Source organism: uncultured Fibrobacter sp., assembly GCF_947305105.1.
In the GTDB taxonomy this organism is placed as follows: Bacteria; Fibrobacterota; Fibrobacteria; order Fibrobacterales; family Fibrobacteraceae; genus Fibrobacter.
The window spans coordinates 102,304-117,623 of the sequence record NZ_CAMZCS010000006.1; the positions used below are offsets into that span (position 1 = coordinate 102,304).

At 51.2% G+C, this 15,320-nt stretch carries 18 protein-coding genes; 10 read left to right on the forward strand and 8 right to left on the reverse strand.

From position 1 onward, the window contains the following. The first annotated feature begins 167 nt into the window (after nt 1-167). The 4 genes from Q0Y46_RS04660 to Q0Y46_RS04675 all read left to right on the forward strand — a co-directional run bounded on the left by Q0Y46_RS04660 (nt 168) and on the right by Q0Y46_RS04675 (nt 4,885). Nucleotides 168-347 (forward strand): hypothetical protein, encoded by a 180-nt coding sequence (locus Q0Y46_RS04660; RefSeq protein WP_297945448.1) that lies wholly within the window; start codon nt 168-170, stop codon nt 345-347. Further along, nucleotides 340-3,603, forward strand: a complete 3,264-nt coding sequence (gene carB, locus Q0Y46_RS04665; protein ID WP_297945450.1) for a carbamoyl-phosphate synthase large subunit — start codon at nt 340-342, stop codon at nt 3,601-3,603. The genes Q0Y46_RS04660 and carB overlap by 8 nt, the downstream gene beginning before the upstream one ends. Nucleotides 3,604-3,754: 151 nt before the next feature. After that, a complete protein-coding gene (locus tag Q0Y46_RS04670; RefSeq protein WP_297945452.1) occupies nt 3,755-4,612 on the forward strand; it encodes an Rpn family recombination-promoting nuclease/putative transposase in 858 nt (285 codons plus the stop codon). Between the two features lie 72 nt (nt 4,613-4,684). Beyond that, entirely contained in the window at nt 4,685-4,885 is a 201-nt protein-coding gene (locus Q0Y46_RS04675; RefSeq protein ID WP_297945454.1) for an alanine-zipper protein, read from the forward strand. A 114-nt stretch (nt 4,886-4,999) separates the two neighbouring features. Here the strand turns inward: Q0Y46_RS04675 and Q0Y46_RS04680 are convergent, their stop codons facing one another. After that, nucleotides 5,000-6,562, reverse strand: a complete 1,563-nt coding sequence (locus tag Q0Y46_RS04680; protein WP_297945456.1) for a glycoside hydrolase family 30 beta sandwich domain-containing protein — start codon at nt 6,560-6,562, stop codon at nt 5,000-5,002. A 184-nt stretch (nt 6,563-6,746) separates the two neighbouring features. On the opposite strand from Q0Y46_RS04680, the gene Q0Y46_RS04685 reads away from it, so the two are divergent. The 4 genes from Q0Y46_RS04685 to Q0Y46_RS04700 are packed head-to-tail and all read left to right on the forward strand — an operon-like array spanning nt 6,747 to nt 9,765. Then, complete coding sequence (locus Q0Y46_RS04685; RefSeq protein ID WP_297945458.1) at nt 6,747-7,451, forward strand: hypothetical protein; 705 nt, start codon at nt 6,747-6,749, stop codon at nt 7,449-7,451. Between the two features lie 17 nt (nt 7,452-7,468). Next, a complete protein-coding gene (locus Q0Y46_RS04690) occupies nt 7,469-8,050 on the forward strand; it encodes a flavodoxin family protein (protein ID WP_297945460.1) in 582 nt (193 codons plus the stop codon). A gap of 10 nt (nt 8,051-8,060) precedes the next feature. After that, nucleotides 8,061-8,639 carry a sugar O-acetyltransferase gene (locus tag Q0Y46_RS04695; protein ID WP_297945462.1) on the forward strand — a complete coding sequence of 193 codons (579 nt, stop codon included), beginning with the start codon at nt 8,061-8,063 and terminating at the stop codon, nt 8,637-8,639. A gap of 13 nt (nt 8,640-8,652) precedes the next feature. Continuing rightward, nucleotides 8,653-9,765, forward strand: a complete 1,113-nt coding sequence (locus Q0Y46_RS04700) for a cation diffusion facilitator family transporter (protein ID WP_297945464.1) — start codon at nt 8,653-8,655, stop codon at nt 9,763-9,765. Between the two features lie 50 nt (nt 9,766-9,815). Here Q0Y46_RS04700 and Q0Y46_RS04705 read toward each other — a convergent pair whose 3' ends face one another. Beyond that, nucleotides 9,816-10,868 (reverse strand): MBL fold metallo-hydrolase, encoded by a 1,053-nt coding sequence (locus Q0Y46_RS04705; RefSeq protein ID WP_297945466.1) that lies wholly within the window; start codon nt 10,866-10,868, stop codon nt 9,816-9,818. Between the two features lie 148 nt (nt 10,869-11,016). Further along, nucleotides 11,017-11,229, reverse strand: coding sequence for a hypothetical protein (locus Q0Y46_RS04710; RefSeq protein WP_297945468.1), 213 nt, complete (start codon nt 11,227-11,229; stop codon nt 11,017-11,019). A gap of 339 nt (nt 11,230-11,568) precedes the next feature. Here Q0Y46_RS04710 and larE point away from each other — a divergent pair, with 339 nt between their 5' ends. Then, on the forward strand, nt 11,569-12,213 hold the full coding sequence (gene larE / locus Q0Y46_RS04715; RefSeq protein WP_297945470.1) for an ATP-dependent sacrificial sulfur transferase LarE: 645 nt from the start codon (nt 11,569-11,571) through the stop codon (nt 12,211-12,213). A 14-nt stretch (nt 12,214-12,227) separates the two neighbouring features. Here larE and Q0Y46_RS04720 read toward each other — a convergent pair whose 3' ends face one another. Together Q0Y46_RS04720 and Q0Y46_RS04725 are read right to left on the reverse strand one after the other, a co-directional pair. Then, nucleotides 12,228-12,851 (reverse strand): flavodoxin, encoded by a 624-nt coding sequence (locus Q0Y46_RS04720; RefSeq protein WP_297945472.1) that lies wholly within the window; start codon nt 12,849-12,851, stop codon nt 12,228-12,230. A 14-nt stretch (nt 12,852-12,865) separates the two neighbouring features. Then, nucleotides 12,866-13,207 carry a helix-turn-helix domain-containing protein gene (locus tag Q0Y46_RS04725; RefSeq protein WP_297945473.1) on the reverse strand — a complete coding sequence of 114 codons (342 nt, stop codon included), beginning with the start codon at nt 13,205-13,207 and terminating at the stop codon, nt 12,866-12,868. A 146-nt stretch (nt 13,208-13,353) separates the two neighbouring features. On the opposite strand from Q0Y46_RS04725, the gene Q0Y46_RS04730 reads away from it, so the two are divergent. Further along, complete coding sequence (locus Q0Y46_RS04730) at nt 13,354-13,713, forward strand: nuclear transport factor 2 family protein (RefSeq protein ID WP_297945475.1); 360 nt, start codon at nt 13,354-13,356, stop codon at nt 13,711-13,713. A gap of 64 nt (nt 13,714-13,777) precedes the next feature. On the opposite strand, the gene Q0Y46_RS04735 is transcribed toward Q0Y46_RS04730, so the two are convergent. The 3 genes from Q0Y46_RS04735 to Q0Y46_RS04745 all read right to left on the reverse strand — a co-directional run bounded on the left by Q0Y46_RS04735 (nt 13,778) and on the right by Q0Y46_RS04745 (nt 15,307). Next, on the reverse strand, nt 13,778-13,990 hold the full coding sequence (locus tag Q0Y46_RS04735; protein WP_297945476.1) for a hypothetical protein: 213 nt from the start codon (nt 13,988-13,990) through the stop codon (nt 13,778-13,780). Nucleotides 13,991-14,195: 205 nt separating this feature from the next. After that, the gene (locus Q0Y46_RS04740) at nt 14,196-14,621 is read right to left on the reverse strand and encodes a hypothetical protein (protein ID WP_297945478.1); all 426 of its coding nucleotides are present in this window, start codon (nt 14,619-14,621) and stop codon (nt 14,196-14,198) included. 20 nt (nt 14,622-14,641) lie between these two features. Next, nucleotides 14,642-15,307 carry a DUF4405 domain-containing protein gene (locus Q0Y46_RS04745; RefSeq protein WP_297945480.1) on the reverse strand — a complete coding sequence of 222 codons (666 nt, stop codon included), beginning with the start codon at nt 15,305-15,307 and terminating at the stop codon, nt 14,642-14,644. Between the last annotated feature and the right edge of the window lie 13 nt (nt 15,308-15,320).

Below are 15,320 nucleotides of genomic sequence, written 5' to 3' on the forward strand. Positions count from 1 at the left end.
TCAAATTCGGGACAGAACAGCATTAGACGGTTTTACATTTTATGTAAACCAATTGCGCTTTTAGAAAGAAAATGTAAAAGAATTGTCGTTTTTAAGCAAAAATACGCAAAATTTTTCAGATTTTGCATCTTACCAACGGGAGCCCAAATTTCTAGATTTTGGCCTCGATGAAGATATCGGAAACCATCGAAGCACACATGAGCGCAGCCGTTGCAGCAATCTCGCAACGGAACCAAGCGACCCTTCCTGGTCATCTGATTTTTATTCCTGTTCAAAACGTTTTTAATTGTTCGGCAAAAGCTTTTGGCTTTTGCCTTTCTTTTTATTCGGAGAAATGCTATGCCTAAGCGTACCGACATCAAGAAGATTATGCTCATTGGCTCCGGCCCGATCGTGATTGGCCAGGGCTGCGAATTCGACTACTCCGGCGTGCAAGCCTGTAAGGTGCTCCGCCGCGAAGGCTACGAAGTGGTGCTCGTGAACTCCAACCCGGCCACCATCATGACCGACCCCGAAATGGCCGACCGCACCTACATCGAGCCGCTGAGCGTCGATATTCTGCACGAAATCATCCGTCGCGAACGCCCGGACGCTTTGCTCCCGACTCTCGGTGGCCAGACGGCTCTCAACCTCGCGATGGAACTCAATGAACGCGGCATTTTGGACCGCTACCAAGTGGAACTCATCGGCGCGAAGGCCGAATCCATCCAGCGCGCCGAAGACCGTCACCTGTTCAAGGAAGCCATGCTCAAGATCGGGCTTGACCTCCCCCGCTCCGGTTCTGCACACTCCATGAGCGAAGCTACCGCTATCGCCCACACCATCGGAAGCTGGCCGCTCATCATCCGTCCGGGCTTCACCCTCGGTGGTACCGGCGGCGGTATCGCCCACAACGAAGAAGAATTCGAGACCATCGTGAACCGCGGTCTTGACGCCTCGCTCAACAACGAAGTCCTTATCGAAGAATCGCTGCTTGGCTGGAAAGAATTCGAAATGGAAGTCATGCGCGACAAGAAGGGCAATGCCGTTATCGTCTGCTCCATCGAAAACCTCGACCCCATGGGCGTGCACACCGGCGACTCCATCACCGTCGCCCCGATCCAGAGCCTCGATGACCGCGCCTACCAGGCCATGCGTGACGACTCCCTGAAGGTCATGGAAGCCATCGGCGTGGAAACCGGTGGATCCAACGTTCAGTGGGCTATTCAGCCTGAAACCGGCCGCCGCATCATCATCGAAATGAACCCCCGCGTGAGCCGTTCTTCCGCACTCGCCTCCAAGGCGACGGGCTTCCCCATCGCCAAGATTGCAGCATTGCTCGCCGTGGGTTACACGCTCGACGAACTCCGCAACGACATTACGCAGACGACCCCGAGCTGCTTTGAACCGGCTCTCGACTACGTTGTCGTGAAGGTTCCGCGCTTCACGTTCGAAAAGTTCCCGAAGGCAGATTCCACGCTCGGCACCCAGATGAAGTCCGTGGGCGAAGCGATGGCCATCGGTACCAACTTCAAGCAGGCCATGCAGAAGGCGCTGCGCTCCCTCGAAACGGGATTCGGCGGATTCGGCGCCTGCGCCAAGTGCGAAAAGTTCAAGGAATACGACGACGAAACGCTCGCCAAGGAAGTCGCCCGCCCGAGCGCCGAACGCATCTTCGTGCTGCACGAAGCACTGCGCCGCAAGTGGGGCGTCGAGAAGTTGTACGAAATCACGAAAATTGACCGCTATTTCCTCCGCCACCTCGAAGAACTCGCCCTCTACGAAGACGAAATCCTTTCCGCAGGCTCTCTCGAAAACCTCGCGAAGGACCTGCCGCTCTTCCGCCAGGCCAAGGAACTCGGCTACAGCGATATCCAGATTGGCTACCTGTTCCACAAGACTCCCGAAGAGGTTATGGCGGTGCGCAAGCAGATTGGCCTTGTTCCGAGCTACTACTCCGTCGATACATGCGCCGGCGAATTCGAAGCCATCACGCCGTATTACTACAGTTGCTATGCTGAAAATTCCGAACCGGTTCGCGAAATTCCGGGTCACGGACACAAGAAGCGCATCATGGTGCTGGGCGGCGGCCCGAACCGAATAGGTCAGGGTATCGAATTCGACTACTGCTGCTGCCACGCCGCCTTTACGCTGCGCCGCGAAGGCTACGAAGTCATCATGGTGAACTCGAACCCCGAAACGGTTTCCACCGACTACGACACTTCGGACAAACTCTACTTCGAGCCGCTCACGCTCGAAGACGTGATGGGCATTTACGAACGCGAAAAGTGCGCGGGCGTCATCGTGCAATTCGGCGGCCAAACTCCGCTGAACCTCGCCATGCGCCTCAAGAAGGCCGGTGCAAATGTGGTCGGTACAAGCCCCGAAGACATCGACCTCGCCGAAGACCGCGACTTCTTCAAGCAACTGGTTGACAAGGTCGGCATCAAGCAGGCCGAAAGCGGCATCGCCCACAACGTGGAAGAAGCCCTCGCCATCGTCGAGAAAATCGGCTACCCCGTTTTGGTGCGCCCGAGCTTCGTTCTCGGCGGCCGCGGCATGGTGATTGTCTACAAGGAAAAGTACCTCCGCAAGTTCGTGGAAGAAGCCGCCGCCATTGGCGAAGGCAAGCCGATTCTTATCGACCGCTTCCTCGAAGACGCTACCGAACTCGACGTGGACTGCATCAGCGACGGCAAGCATACCGTCGTGGGTGCTATCATGGAACACGTGGAACCCGCAGGCATCCACTCCGGCGACTCCGCAAGCGTCATCCCGCCCATGACGCTCTCCAAGGAAATCCAGGACAAGGTTCGCGCCTACGCCAAGGAATTCGCAAAGGAACTCCACGTTGTTGGCCTCATGAACATGCAGCTCGCCGTGAAGGATGGCGAACTCTACATGATCGAAGTGAACCCGCGCGCCTCCCGCACAGTGCCGTTCGTCTCCAAGTCCATCGGCGTTCCGCTTGCAAGCTACGCAAGCCGCTGCATGCTCGGCGAAACCCTCGAACAGATTGGCTTTACCGAAGAAGTCCACGTGCCTTACGTGAGCGTCAAGGAAGCCGTGTTCCCGTTCGTCAAGTTCCCGGGTGTCGACATCACGCTTTCTCCGGAAATGAAGTCCACCGGCGAAGTCATGAGCATCGATCGCGACCGCGGCCTTGCCTACCTCAAGAGCCAGCTGGCATCGGGCAACAAGGTCCCGAGCCAGGGCAACATCTTCGTCTCGCTCAAGGACGAAGACAAGCAGAAGGCCGTCCCGCTCATCCGCCAGCTTGTGAACCTCGGTTACGAACTGTACGCGACCCGCGGCACCTCTACGATGCTCTACAACGAAGGCATCAAGACCCGCGCCGTGTTCCGCATCTCCCGTGGCCGCCCGAACCTGCTCGACCTTATCCACGATAAGGAAGTGCAGTGGATCGTGAACACCACCGAAACCGGCGCCGAAGCCATGGTCGATGAAATCCAGATGCGCTCCAAGGCGGTCGTCTCCGGCATTCCTATCACCACGACCATCGCCGCCCTCACCTCCACCGTCGAAGGCCTCATGGACAAACACGACTTCGGAAGATTCGAAGTGTGCAGTCTCCAAGAATATCATCGCCACGTGAAGAAGTAATTTGCTATATTATAAATAAGCCGGCGTAAAGCCGACAAGCTCACAAAAGAGCCGTTTCCTATATCGTATTGATTTATCGACATAGGAACGGCTCTTTTTTTTGTTTAACCGAAAAAGGCTCGGATTAAACCTCCCTGCCAAAGGAGTAAAAATGGAAGCGAATCACATCCCGTTCGAACAGCTGCCCATCACGAACCGCTTCATGTTCGCTTTGGTGTTCAGCCACAAGCACATTGCAAAGCCTTTCCTAGAGGCCCTTCTCGGATTCAAGATTTTTGATTTGCAGGAACCGGAGCCAGAGAAAAGTACCGAAAGCAGCCCCTTTAACAAAGGTGTTCGCTACGATGTATTCGTAAAGGAACAGGGGCCCAAAGGCGAAATTACACGTACATTTGACATCGAAATGCAGATAGAAGATACTCACGAACTTCCGAAACGGGCCCGATACTATCAAGCACTGTGCGACTCAGAAGCCTTGAACAAAGGCGAATCCTATCGAAACCTCAAGGAACAATACATCATATTCATCTGCCCCGACGACATTTTCAAGCAAGGCCGAGCTGTTTACAGGTTCATGAATTTGGAAAAAGGTCATTCTGAGCATGAATTGGGCGACCTGTGCTTCAAAAATTTTTATATATTCAGTAAGTATAAGGATGTTGCCGAGCAGTCGGTTAAGGAATATCTTGAATACTTTGCGACCAACAAGGCTACGTCCAAGGAAACAAAGGACATTGAACGCCAACGGCAATGGTATCTGTCGGACAACGAAACAAGGAAGCGCTATATGACTTGGCAGCAAGAAATTGACGAAGCCGTATATCTAGAGCGCGAACGCGCCAATGCGGCAGAACGCCGCGCCGACGAGGCAGAATCCCGCGCAGACAAAGCGGAGTCCCGTGCCGACGAGGCGGAGTCCCGTGCCAACGAAGCAAAATCTCGTGCCGACGAAGCAATATCTCGAGCCGAAAAGTATGAGAAAATTCTCAAGGAGCATGGCCTTCTTTAATTTTAGAGGCTGCTCCTTCTTATCACTCAAAGTCTTGAGTATTTGTCGTACATCGAAACAAGGAAGCGCTATATGACTTGGCAGCAGGAAATTGACGAAGCCGTATATCTAGAGCGCGAACGCGCCAATGCGGCAGAACGCCGTGCCGACGAAGCAAAACGCCGTGCCGACGAAGCAAAGCGCCGCGCCGACGAAGCAAAGCGCCGCGCCGACGAAGCAGAATCTCGTGCCGATAGGTATGAAAAGATTCTTAGGGAGCACGGCCTTCTTTAATTTTTGCTGGACAATTCCAGCCACCGAGCCGGAATATCCCTTCAAAATTTTAAACGCAGACTCATCTGAGCCTGCATTTTTTCATTCATAACATCTGTCTTTGTCTCTATCGGCCTACTTCAAAACCATATATTGCGTTTTAGCTTTGCCGCATTTGACCATGTACACACCGCGACCTAGGCCTGCGCTTGTCATGGCATTGCGGAGTTCGCCAATATGTCCGGCCTCAAATTCGCCGACAAACGCGCCAAGCGGGCTAAATACTTTATATGTACGTTGAATATTTTGGGGTACAGAAAGCTTCCCGAAGGCAATTGCCGTTATTGAATCCGTGGGCGTGGTGCTGACGAGGCTGGTGTCACTCTTTGCCGTGTTAGTGTCGTTCTTTGCCGTGTCGGCGGGCGGTTCTACCTTTGGTTCCTGCCACAGAATGAATTCGACTGTCGTTGCACTACGGGCCGGAACGTTGTAACTGCACTTTGTATCGTCGACTTGGACTTTTTCGCCTTCCTTGAGGTTGTTATTGTCGTCGGTGACATAGGGTTTGAAACTTCCAATTTTTGTGTTTCCGAAATCAAAGTCCGCCTTGAATTCCTCGTTCTTGGAATTGAGAATGACGACTGCGATTTTCGTCTTGAGGGAATCGCGGTAGGCGGTGACCTTTACGTTTGCTTCCGGATTCTTGGTGGCGTCGATTCTCCTCGCGCCGGGGCGTGCGAAGCGGCTGAAGTTCCCCATGACCCAGAGTCGCTTGGTAGGCTCCACATTGTCGGGGTTGCCTTGTCCTTGCGGCCAGAGGGCTCCGTTGCCGCAACTGGCTTCACTGCAGGAATAAATCCACCAGAAATGCCAGGCGTTCATATTCGCAATAGTCAGGGCGTCGTGAATTACGCCTGCAACGCGGAGAGCACTTCCCATGCCCACGTCTTCCTTGTTGCTTCCAAGATCATAGACTTCGGTTTCCCAGAATTCCTTGCCGGCTTCGTGAATTTCTGGGTAGGCCGCAGGATCTCCGCCATATTCGTGCGTTCCGAAGATGTCCGTGTATTTCAGGGCGGCGGGATTGTTGAAGAAGGCTTTTTTGTAATTGGGGAATCCGTACCAGTTGATGGCTTCGGTGCCAATAATTTTGATGCCCGTGGTATCGAGAGTGGGACCAAGGTAGTCGCCGACCCAGCGCGCCAATTCATTGGGTTCATAGTGGTTGTCGCCGGTGCCGTCGGGCTCATTTTGCGACGAAATTGCATATAGATTCACGCCAGCCTTCCGCATGTCTTGCGTAAACTTCAAGATGGTGTTGGCCCAGTCTTGGGCGTGATTGAAATCCAGATGCTTTTTGTCGCCGTCGTAATTGACTGTGTATCTGGATGTCCATGGGGCTGCCCAGACTTTGACGCCGTATTCACTCGCCTTTTTTGCGATACTCGTTTCAGAGGTGGTACCATCCGGAGCGATGCGGATACGGTGCAGCGTAAGCCCTGCGCCACTGGTGGAGTCCCAAAGGAAAGCGGCATTCTTGTCGGTGATGGAACCGGCCCATGCCGAGGCGGCCCCAAAGCCGCTGATGCGCTGGTATTCTTTGCCGATGTCAACGTTTATCGTTGCGGCATTAGCAAGCGTGCCCAAAAATACAACGGAACACGCAAAAAGAGACAATTTCTTAATTGCAAACGACATAAAGCCTCCCATTCGAACTTTACTTACCATAAGATAAATTGGGAAATTCACTTTTTTCATACTCAAATTCAAATTCGTTTTGATAAAATGACAACAGAATGTTTTTTTTCGCATAGTCACCAAAAAAACGCTCGAAAATAATTTAAAGAAAAACGTTAAAATATAAAAAGGTATATTAAACGGTGTGACATCTAAAAAATACATTCAGCACAGATTGAAGATTCTAAAAAAAGCAATAATTTGTCTCACAGTTATTGTTATAGTCTGCATTATCGCCCTAGCGTGTTATATTTTTTATGCTGCATATATTCTGGGGAAAGCACCTGCTCCACATTACGAGGAAATGGATTACGCCCCCGAATACGAGCTTGACGACATCAATCCTAGGGTAAGCAACGGACCCCAAAAACATATAAAGAAAAGAGATTTTGATTACAGTATCGCAATCACAGATAAATTTATATACAATGATGGATTCGCCCCTTATCTAATTATTAACGCGACACAAAATGAAATCTTTACCACAGTCCATTACGTAAAAGATGAACACTGCCACTACACTCCCGATGGCGGGTGGTTCTGTGACCGGACAATCATTGGAAGCTGTCCAGCTCCCCAAATAACGAAATTACAGGCAGACAATCTTTTAAGAGCATACCTCAGTTTCAATGCAGAAGACACATCTGTTCCTCTTCACGGAAAAATTTTTTCGCCATTTGATATTTACGTCATAAGAAAAGACAAATACCTGGACGCTTCTATCATACATGTGCCAAAGCTTTCAGTCCGTGCAAAAAAATCAACCATGGCCTTAATTCAAGAATTGCAAAATACAGTCCCCGAAATAGAAACGCTTTTTCTAAATTGTCGAAATAAATTTAATTTTTAAGCACACCGGAGTTTATCATGAAAGTCGTCTTGTTTAACGGCAGCCGTCGCGAAAAGGGCTGCACCTACACCGCCCTGAACATTGTCACAGGCGAACTCAACGCCGCAGGCATCGAAACCGAAATCTTCTTTGTCGGGGGCCGCGTGCTCAAGGGCGAAACGGATGCCGTCGTCCACGAAGCCAAGGAAATCTTGAAGTCCGCCGACGCCGTGGTCTACGGCTCGCCGGTCTACTACGCCTCCCCCAGTGGCGAAATGCTGATGTTCCTCGACAGGCTCTACGGCCTCGCCGAAGCGGAACTGCTTTTCAAGCCCGCCGCCACGGTTGCATCAGCACGCCGCGCAGGCACCAGCGCCACCCTCGACGCGCTGAACAAGTACCCCACATTCGCGCAGCAGCCTCTCGTGGCATCGCGCTATTGGAACATGGTCCACGGTTCCAGTCCCGAAGACGTACTCAAGGACGAAGAAGGCGTGCAGATCATGCGCGAACTCGGCCGCAACATGGCCTGGCTTCTCAAAAGCATTGAGGCCGGCAAGCAGGCGGGCGTTTCGCAGCCTGTCGCCGAGAAGAAGGTGTTCACGAACTTTATCCGCTAAGAGTTAAAGCATGACCGAAAAAGAAAAGATGCTCGCGGGCGAGCTTTACGACCCCTCCGACGCTGAACTCGTAAGACTGCGCCAGACCGCGCATTCCCTGTGCCGCCAGTACAACAACCTCGACGAGACGGACGACGAGCGCGAAAGCATCTTGGACAAACTGTTTGTAAAGCGCGAGCCGGGCGTATACCTGCAAGGTCCGATTTTCTTCGACTACGGCGTGAATACGCAAATCGGCAAAAACACCTACGCGAACTTCAACTTCACCGTTCTCGACTGCGCACCGGTCACCATCGGCAAGAATGTCTTTTTCGGCCCGAATGTCGCCATCTACACTCCCCTGCATCCGCTCCGCTGGCAGGAACGCAACATGTTCAAGAAGCCCGACGGAACACTTACAGACAACGAATACGCGAAGCCCATCACCATCGGGAATAACTGCTGGATTGCAGGCAACGTCACCATCTGCGCGGGCGTTACCATCGGCGAAGGGAGCGTCATCGGGGCGGGCAGCGTCGTGACCCGCGACATCCCCGCAGGCGTCGTTGCCGTCGGAAATCCGTGCAGGGTATTGAAGAAAGTCGAGTAAAACAGGAATCATTATGAACGAAGCGGAAAACCGTCAAAAGATCATTGTCCGGACAAGCATCATCGGCATCGCGGCAAACATCGTGCTGTCGGCGTTCAAGGCATTCGTCGGCTTTGCAACAAATTCTATCGCCGTGACGCTCGACGCGGTGAACAACCTTTCCGACGCGCTGTCTTCGGTCATTACGATTGTGGGCGCGAAGCTTTCAAACAAGTTGCCCGACAAGAAACATCCGCTCGGCTACGGGCGGATCGAATACCTGAGCGCAATGGTGGTCGCGGCAATCGTGCTCTACGCCGGCGGCACCTCGGCTGTGGAATCGGTCAAGAAAATCATCCACCCCGAAGCGGCCGACTACTCCACTGTTTCGCTGGTGATTATCGCCTCGGCAGTAGTAGTGAAACTCGTACTCGGCAAATTCGTGAAGCGCCAGGGCGAACGTGTGAACTCGGGCGCTCTCGTGGCATCGGGCGCAGACGCATTGTTCGACGCCATTCTCTCCCTTTCGGTGCTGGCCTCGGCCATCGTCTTCGTTCTCACGGGAATTTCACTTGAAGCCTACGTGGGTCTCGTAATTTCGGGATTCATCATCAAGTCGGGCATCGGCATGCTGATCGAGACGCTGGACGACATTCTGGGCAAACGCGCCGACGGCGACCTGGTCAAGAAAATCAAGAAACTGCTCACCGAAGAACCGCAAGTCCATGGTGCCTACGACGTCATTCTCAACAACTACGGCCCGGACAAGTTCCTCGGTTCCGTGCACCTGGAACTCCCCGACACCATGACAGTCGAAGAACTCGACGAACTCACCCGCAGGGTGCAGGCTCGCGTGCATAAAGAAACCGGCGTACTTCTGACAGGCGTGGGCGTCTATTCCTACAATACCAAGAACGATGAAGCAGCCAAGATCCGCAGCAACGTCTTGAAGCTGGTAAAAGCACATGAATGGGCGTTGCAGCTCCACGGCTTTTACGTAAACTTCGAAGAAAAGGCAATCCGTTTCGACGTGGTCATGAATTTCGAAATCAAGCCGCAAGAAGGCCTCGACATCCTTTACAAGGAAATCAGCGAAGCCTACCCCGACTACGATTTACATATCGCCGCCGATATTGACGCATCGTAACGCCAACCAGACTGTTTCAATTCACAAGCTATCCTTGCGAAGCCGTAGGTTTATTCCAGGTAAACGACTTCACCCATTTGCGGCATGAGCACGGGCTTGCCCGATTCCTGGGCGGCACGTTTCGCATTTTCGAGCGGTTCGAAGTAAGTATGGTAAGCTAAGCAGAACTTAGAATGATGAACCGTCATGTAGCGGTTTGCATTCAGGTCCAGCATTTCTTTGCTGAGCTGTTCGGGCAAGGCATGAATTTGGTTCCAATCTTCATTGTACTGCCCGTTTTCCAAAATAGCCAGATCGATATCCGCAAATTTTTCACCAATCTTCTTAAAATGTTTACCATAGCCGCTATCTCCGCCAATCCAAACGGAACGCTTTGGCGTCTTGAATACAAACGAAGACCACAACGTTTTATTCGACCTTATTCCACGACCCGAAAAATGCCTTGCCGGAGTCGAGGTCACGTTAAAGCCTTCGCCCAGATCGGTTGAATCCCACCAATCAAGTTCTACGAGTTTCTCAACGGGGTATCCCCAGTATTCAAAATGTTCACCCACACCAAGCGCCGTCATCACACGCTTTACGCGCGGTTCGAGTTCCTTCACGGCCTGATAATCCAGATGATCCCAATGATCGTGCGAAATAACCAGGCAATCGATATCCGGCATGTCAACAGGCTTGTAAACGTCGGTTCCCTTGAACATCTTGTTCACAAAGCTTACTGGCGAACCCTGATAAAATACGGGATCCACAAGAATCTTCTTCCCAGATAAGTTCATCAAATACGAAGAGTGTCCGAACCAGACAATCCAATCCTTATCGGCAGGGAGCATTTTCAAATCCGTCTTGACGACTGTTAGCGCTGTATCGGGAACGGTTTGCGATCTTTTGCCGAACAAGAATTCAAGCGTCGTTTCAAACAAGTTCTTATCGCCTGTCATCATGGCGGTCTTTTCGTCATTCACGAACTTTTGACCATCGTAATGCGGTGACTGTTTGATGCGTTCAAGACGATCGCCTTGAGGAATACGCCCAAATTTTGCCTGGTTCAGGAATAGCACGCCAGCGGCTCCAAGAATAAAAAGGGTCGAAAGTGCGATAATCATAATTTTCATTTTCTTCGTTAGTTTTTTCACGTCTGGTCCGTTACCATACCTAAAGTTAGCTCTAAGTCAAAATAAAAAAAATCCATTCTCCCAAAGATAACGCTCTCCCGGATTACCCGAGAGAGCGTTGTTTTGGCTTTACGTCCGTTTATTTCACGAAAACGGCGAGAAGTTTATGCGCCTCGTCGCCTTCGACAAAACGGATTCCACCTACGTTATGGTACTCGAATCCCGAGAACTGCTGCAATTGCAGTGCCGCAAATTCGCGGTCCTGCGAATAGCAAAGATTCAGCCGGTAGTTTCCATTGTCGCTTGTTTTAGGCCGCCCCTCTCTTTGAATTGTTGCATCCAGAGATTCCAAAGACGCTTCGACAATCGCCTGGACTTTTTGCCCTTCCGTGGGGCTAAATTTCGGTCTTGATATAGGGCTTATTGAAGAGGGCGTTAGCCATCTCCATCTTGGAAATGTTTTCCATGTTCTTTCTCTTTTTTTAAATGAATGATGTCGCGCACCCGGTAAGGGCCGCGGCTATTTACTAGTGTTTAAGGCTTGGAGAAAGAACTTGCTAACAGAGCATTCGCTCTAGCGTGTAAACGTAATATTCTTTAGGTTTTTGATAAACTAGCGGTAAAGGGAAGCCGCAATGGATGCAAATAGTTGACCGCGCGATTTTAGTCGCAAACGGTGTAGCCTGTTTAGATGTTGCCGAACTGCGCCCGCGAAAGCATCGCCCACGTTGTCCGCGAACACGACGAACTTTCAATCGAAGGTTTCGCGCAGAATCCCAAGGACCGCTGCTACCTCTGCAAGAAATCCGTATTCGGCCTGATCGGACAAGTCGCCGACGAACTTTCGCTCCGCTACATCTGCGAAGGCTCCAACACCGACGACAATCGCGATTACAGGCCGGGCCACCGCGCCATCGCCGAACTGGGAATCAGAAGCCCCCTGCGGGACTGCGGTTTTTCAAAGGCAGACATCCGGGAACTCTCCAGGCAGTTGAACTTGCCGACCGCCGAAAAGCCCTCGTTCGCATGCCTTTCCAGCCGTTTCGTGTATGGCGAAACCATCACGGAACAGAAACTCCGCATGGTAGAAAAAGGCGAAGAATTCTTGCGGACTTTGGGAATAAAGCAACTGCGGGTGCGCATCCACGGCGAAAACGTCGCCCGCATCGAGGTGCTGCCCGAAAATTTCGATACGGTGCTAAAAAATCGCGAACAAATTTTCGCGACTTTCAAGAATATCGGGTTTGCGTACGTGTCGCTGGACCTGCAGGGCTACCGAACCGGCAGCATGAACGAGACTCTGCCTGCAACGGAACGCAGCATCGCAGCGATTTAAGCGAACTTAATGCCTTATTTTTTGCCGAAACCCAGCTTTTTCACCCAGGCGCGGACTTCTTCTTCGGATTTGGCGGTCTTGCTCCCGCGAATGGAAAGGGCATCGCCAGCCTTGACGTTTGCGCCCTTGGAAAGTTTCACCACCGTAGGAACCGCGGCGGAGCCATCGGAAGTTCCCTCGTGGCTAAAGAACGGGATAACCGTCTTGCCTTCCAGCTTCATGTTCTCAAGGAAAGTCCACATGGGCATGGGCAAATCGTACCACCAAACCGGGAAACCGACGAAAATCGTCTCGTACTGTGAATAATCATGTGCGGAAAAATCCACGTTGATTGCAGGGCGGATGCCTTTATCCTTTTCGACTTTAGCCCGATCCACCGTTTCGTTGTAAGTCAACGGATACGGGTCTTTTGCCAAGACGCGAATGTAGTCCGCTCCGGTTTCGTCTGCAATCCAGTGAGAAATTGTTTTCAAATGCCCCGACCAGGTAAAATAGGCAACCAAGATTTTGGAATTGCCAGTCAAACGCGCATCCTCGTTAGTATCGGTGGGGTTGCGTTCGGCACAACCGCTAAAAAGGCTCGCAACAAGGAGCAGGGTAAAAGCGACGATGGATATTTTTATTCTTGAAAATTTCATAAGATTTTCCCCTGTTATTTTATTTTGTCAAAAATTTTTCGGTGAGATTCGCCCCATTCAATCATAGAATCGATAATCGGCAGAAGGCTGCGTCCCAGTTCCGTTATAAAATACACAGATCGAGGAGGAAGCTCCGGAAATACAGTCTTGCCCACAAGCCCGTTGCGTTCCAGTTCCTTGAGTTGGATATCCAAAACGCGAGGCGCGGCCTCGGAAAGACGGCGGTGAATTTCACTTGGTCGAAGTTCGACATTGCGGAGCTCGTCAAGAATACAGCAATTCCACTTGCTGCTCATCAGGCTCATCGTCAGCCGAAGGGGACAAGTCAGGTCGATTGGATTTTTTCTCTGGTACATCGTTTAACAAATTAGAAAATATCCCCATTTTGTGGGCATACCGAAAAATTATTCGTGTACTGAAAATTTTTTCGGATATTGCGATTTTTTGCAAGTAGGTATAAATTTTGAATGTCGAACAAAAAACAATCAAAAAAGGATAAAAAATGAACAAAGAAAAAAAGATTGCAGGCATTCTCAACGCCATTGAACTTTACGCCGAAGCAGGTCGCAAGGGTGAAGGTAAGCTGGTCGGGCAAGCATTCATCCCAGAAGCAACCATGACCTGGGTCGCTGACGGAAAAATCACAGCCGTGCCTATCGCCGCCCTCGCCGATGCCCTCGACAAGACCGGAGCAGAAGAAGTGACCTACGAAGTTTCAGACATCACCCTTGCACAGGATGTCGCATTTGTCCGCATTGAATCCTCCTTCAGCAAGTTGGGAAGTTTCAGCGACATGTTCACACTCGCTGAACAGGCCGACGGGACCTGGAAAATCGTAAGCAAAATCTACCACGCAAAATAATTCGTTTACAAACAGTGCTCTCCCGGATTATCCGAGAGAGCGCTATTTTTAGCTTTATGTCCGTTTATTTCACTAAAACGGCGAGAAGTTTACGCGCTTCGTCACCTTCGGCAAATCGGATTTCACCTACGTTATGGTACTCGAATCCCGAGAACTGCTGCAATTGCAGTGCCGCAAATTCGCGGTCCTGCGAATAGCAAAGATTCAGCCGGTAGTTTCCATTGTCGCTTGTTTTAGGCCGCCCCTCTCTTTGAATTGTTGCATCCAGAGATTCCAAAGACGCTTCGACAATCGCCTGGACTTTTTGCCCTTCCGTGGGGCTAAATTTCGGTCTTGATATAGGGCTTATTGAAGAGGGCGTTAGCCATCTCCATCTTGGAAATGTTTTCCATGTTCTTTCTCTTTTTTTAAATGAATGATGTCGCGCACCCGGTAAGGGCCGCGGCTATTTACTAGTGTTTAAGGCTTGGAGAAAGAACTTGCTAACAGAGCATTCGCTCTAGCGTGTAAACGTAATATTCTTTAGGTTTTTGATAAACTAGCGGTAAAGGGAAGCCGCAATGGATGCAAATAGTTGACCGCGCGATTTTAGTCGCAAATGGCGTGGCGTGTTTGGAAGTTGCCGAACTGCGATTGCTATACCCTTGAAGGCTACCGCTTCGCGATGTCCGCAATGAAACCTGCCGGCCCAACCTGCGTGTAAGCAGTGTTGCATCAGCTGTTGATTCTCGAGACAGGTATAACGGATTATCGGCAAAATCGTGAGCAGTGAAAACTTTCTCACTTTCTGCAACCTGACCAAGTTCAGTGCCGTAATCGTAAACAAAAGAACCCTCGACAATAGCAGAAAGAATCGCGAATAACGCGACTGCAATCATCGACAGAATATTTTGTTTAATACGCTTCATTGTACTAATAATGTACAAATCTACGCCTTCATGAGTTTCGCCACATAATGCACCGTGACGGCAAACAGCACGACGATGGCGATATAGTCCGCGAAAAAGAGGGCGTAGCCGCGTTCCGTGTCAAAGAAGAAAAACGGCTGCTGCAGGAACATGTATTTCCAAAGCCCGCGAATGGCGAAGGCGTAAATTCCGTAACCCGCCACGAGAGCGGCAACCACGCGGGTTGCGACAAGTGCCGCCTTTGACTTGAAAGCGCCCGCAAGTCCCAAGCGGTTTGCAATCAGACTCACATGCAGCCCGATGTGGAGCGACATGAACACGTAATACCAGTGGCTTGCGAGCAGGTGCGCCGTACGGGCAAAATTCGAGCCGCTTTCGATGCCAAGCCAAGCAAACACATGGGTCGAGAGCATCACGCCGCTCACCATCAAGAACAATACGCACACGATAACGCCTGCGTTAATGATGGTCCGCACGATGCGGAATGCGTTGTAGCGGCCCTTGAACAACGAAAGGAAGAATCGCCGGTTCAGCGTGATGTGCACCGCCCACAGAACAAGCAGCACCACGCCCAGAATCTCGTGAACGGCAGTCGATTCAAAGAAATAATTGCCGCCCATCAGCACGAGCGTCGCGACCGTCATCGCGATATCAAGCGGCATACGGATTTTGGCGGAAATAGGCATATCAAGGAATATA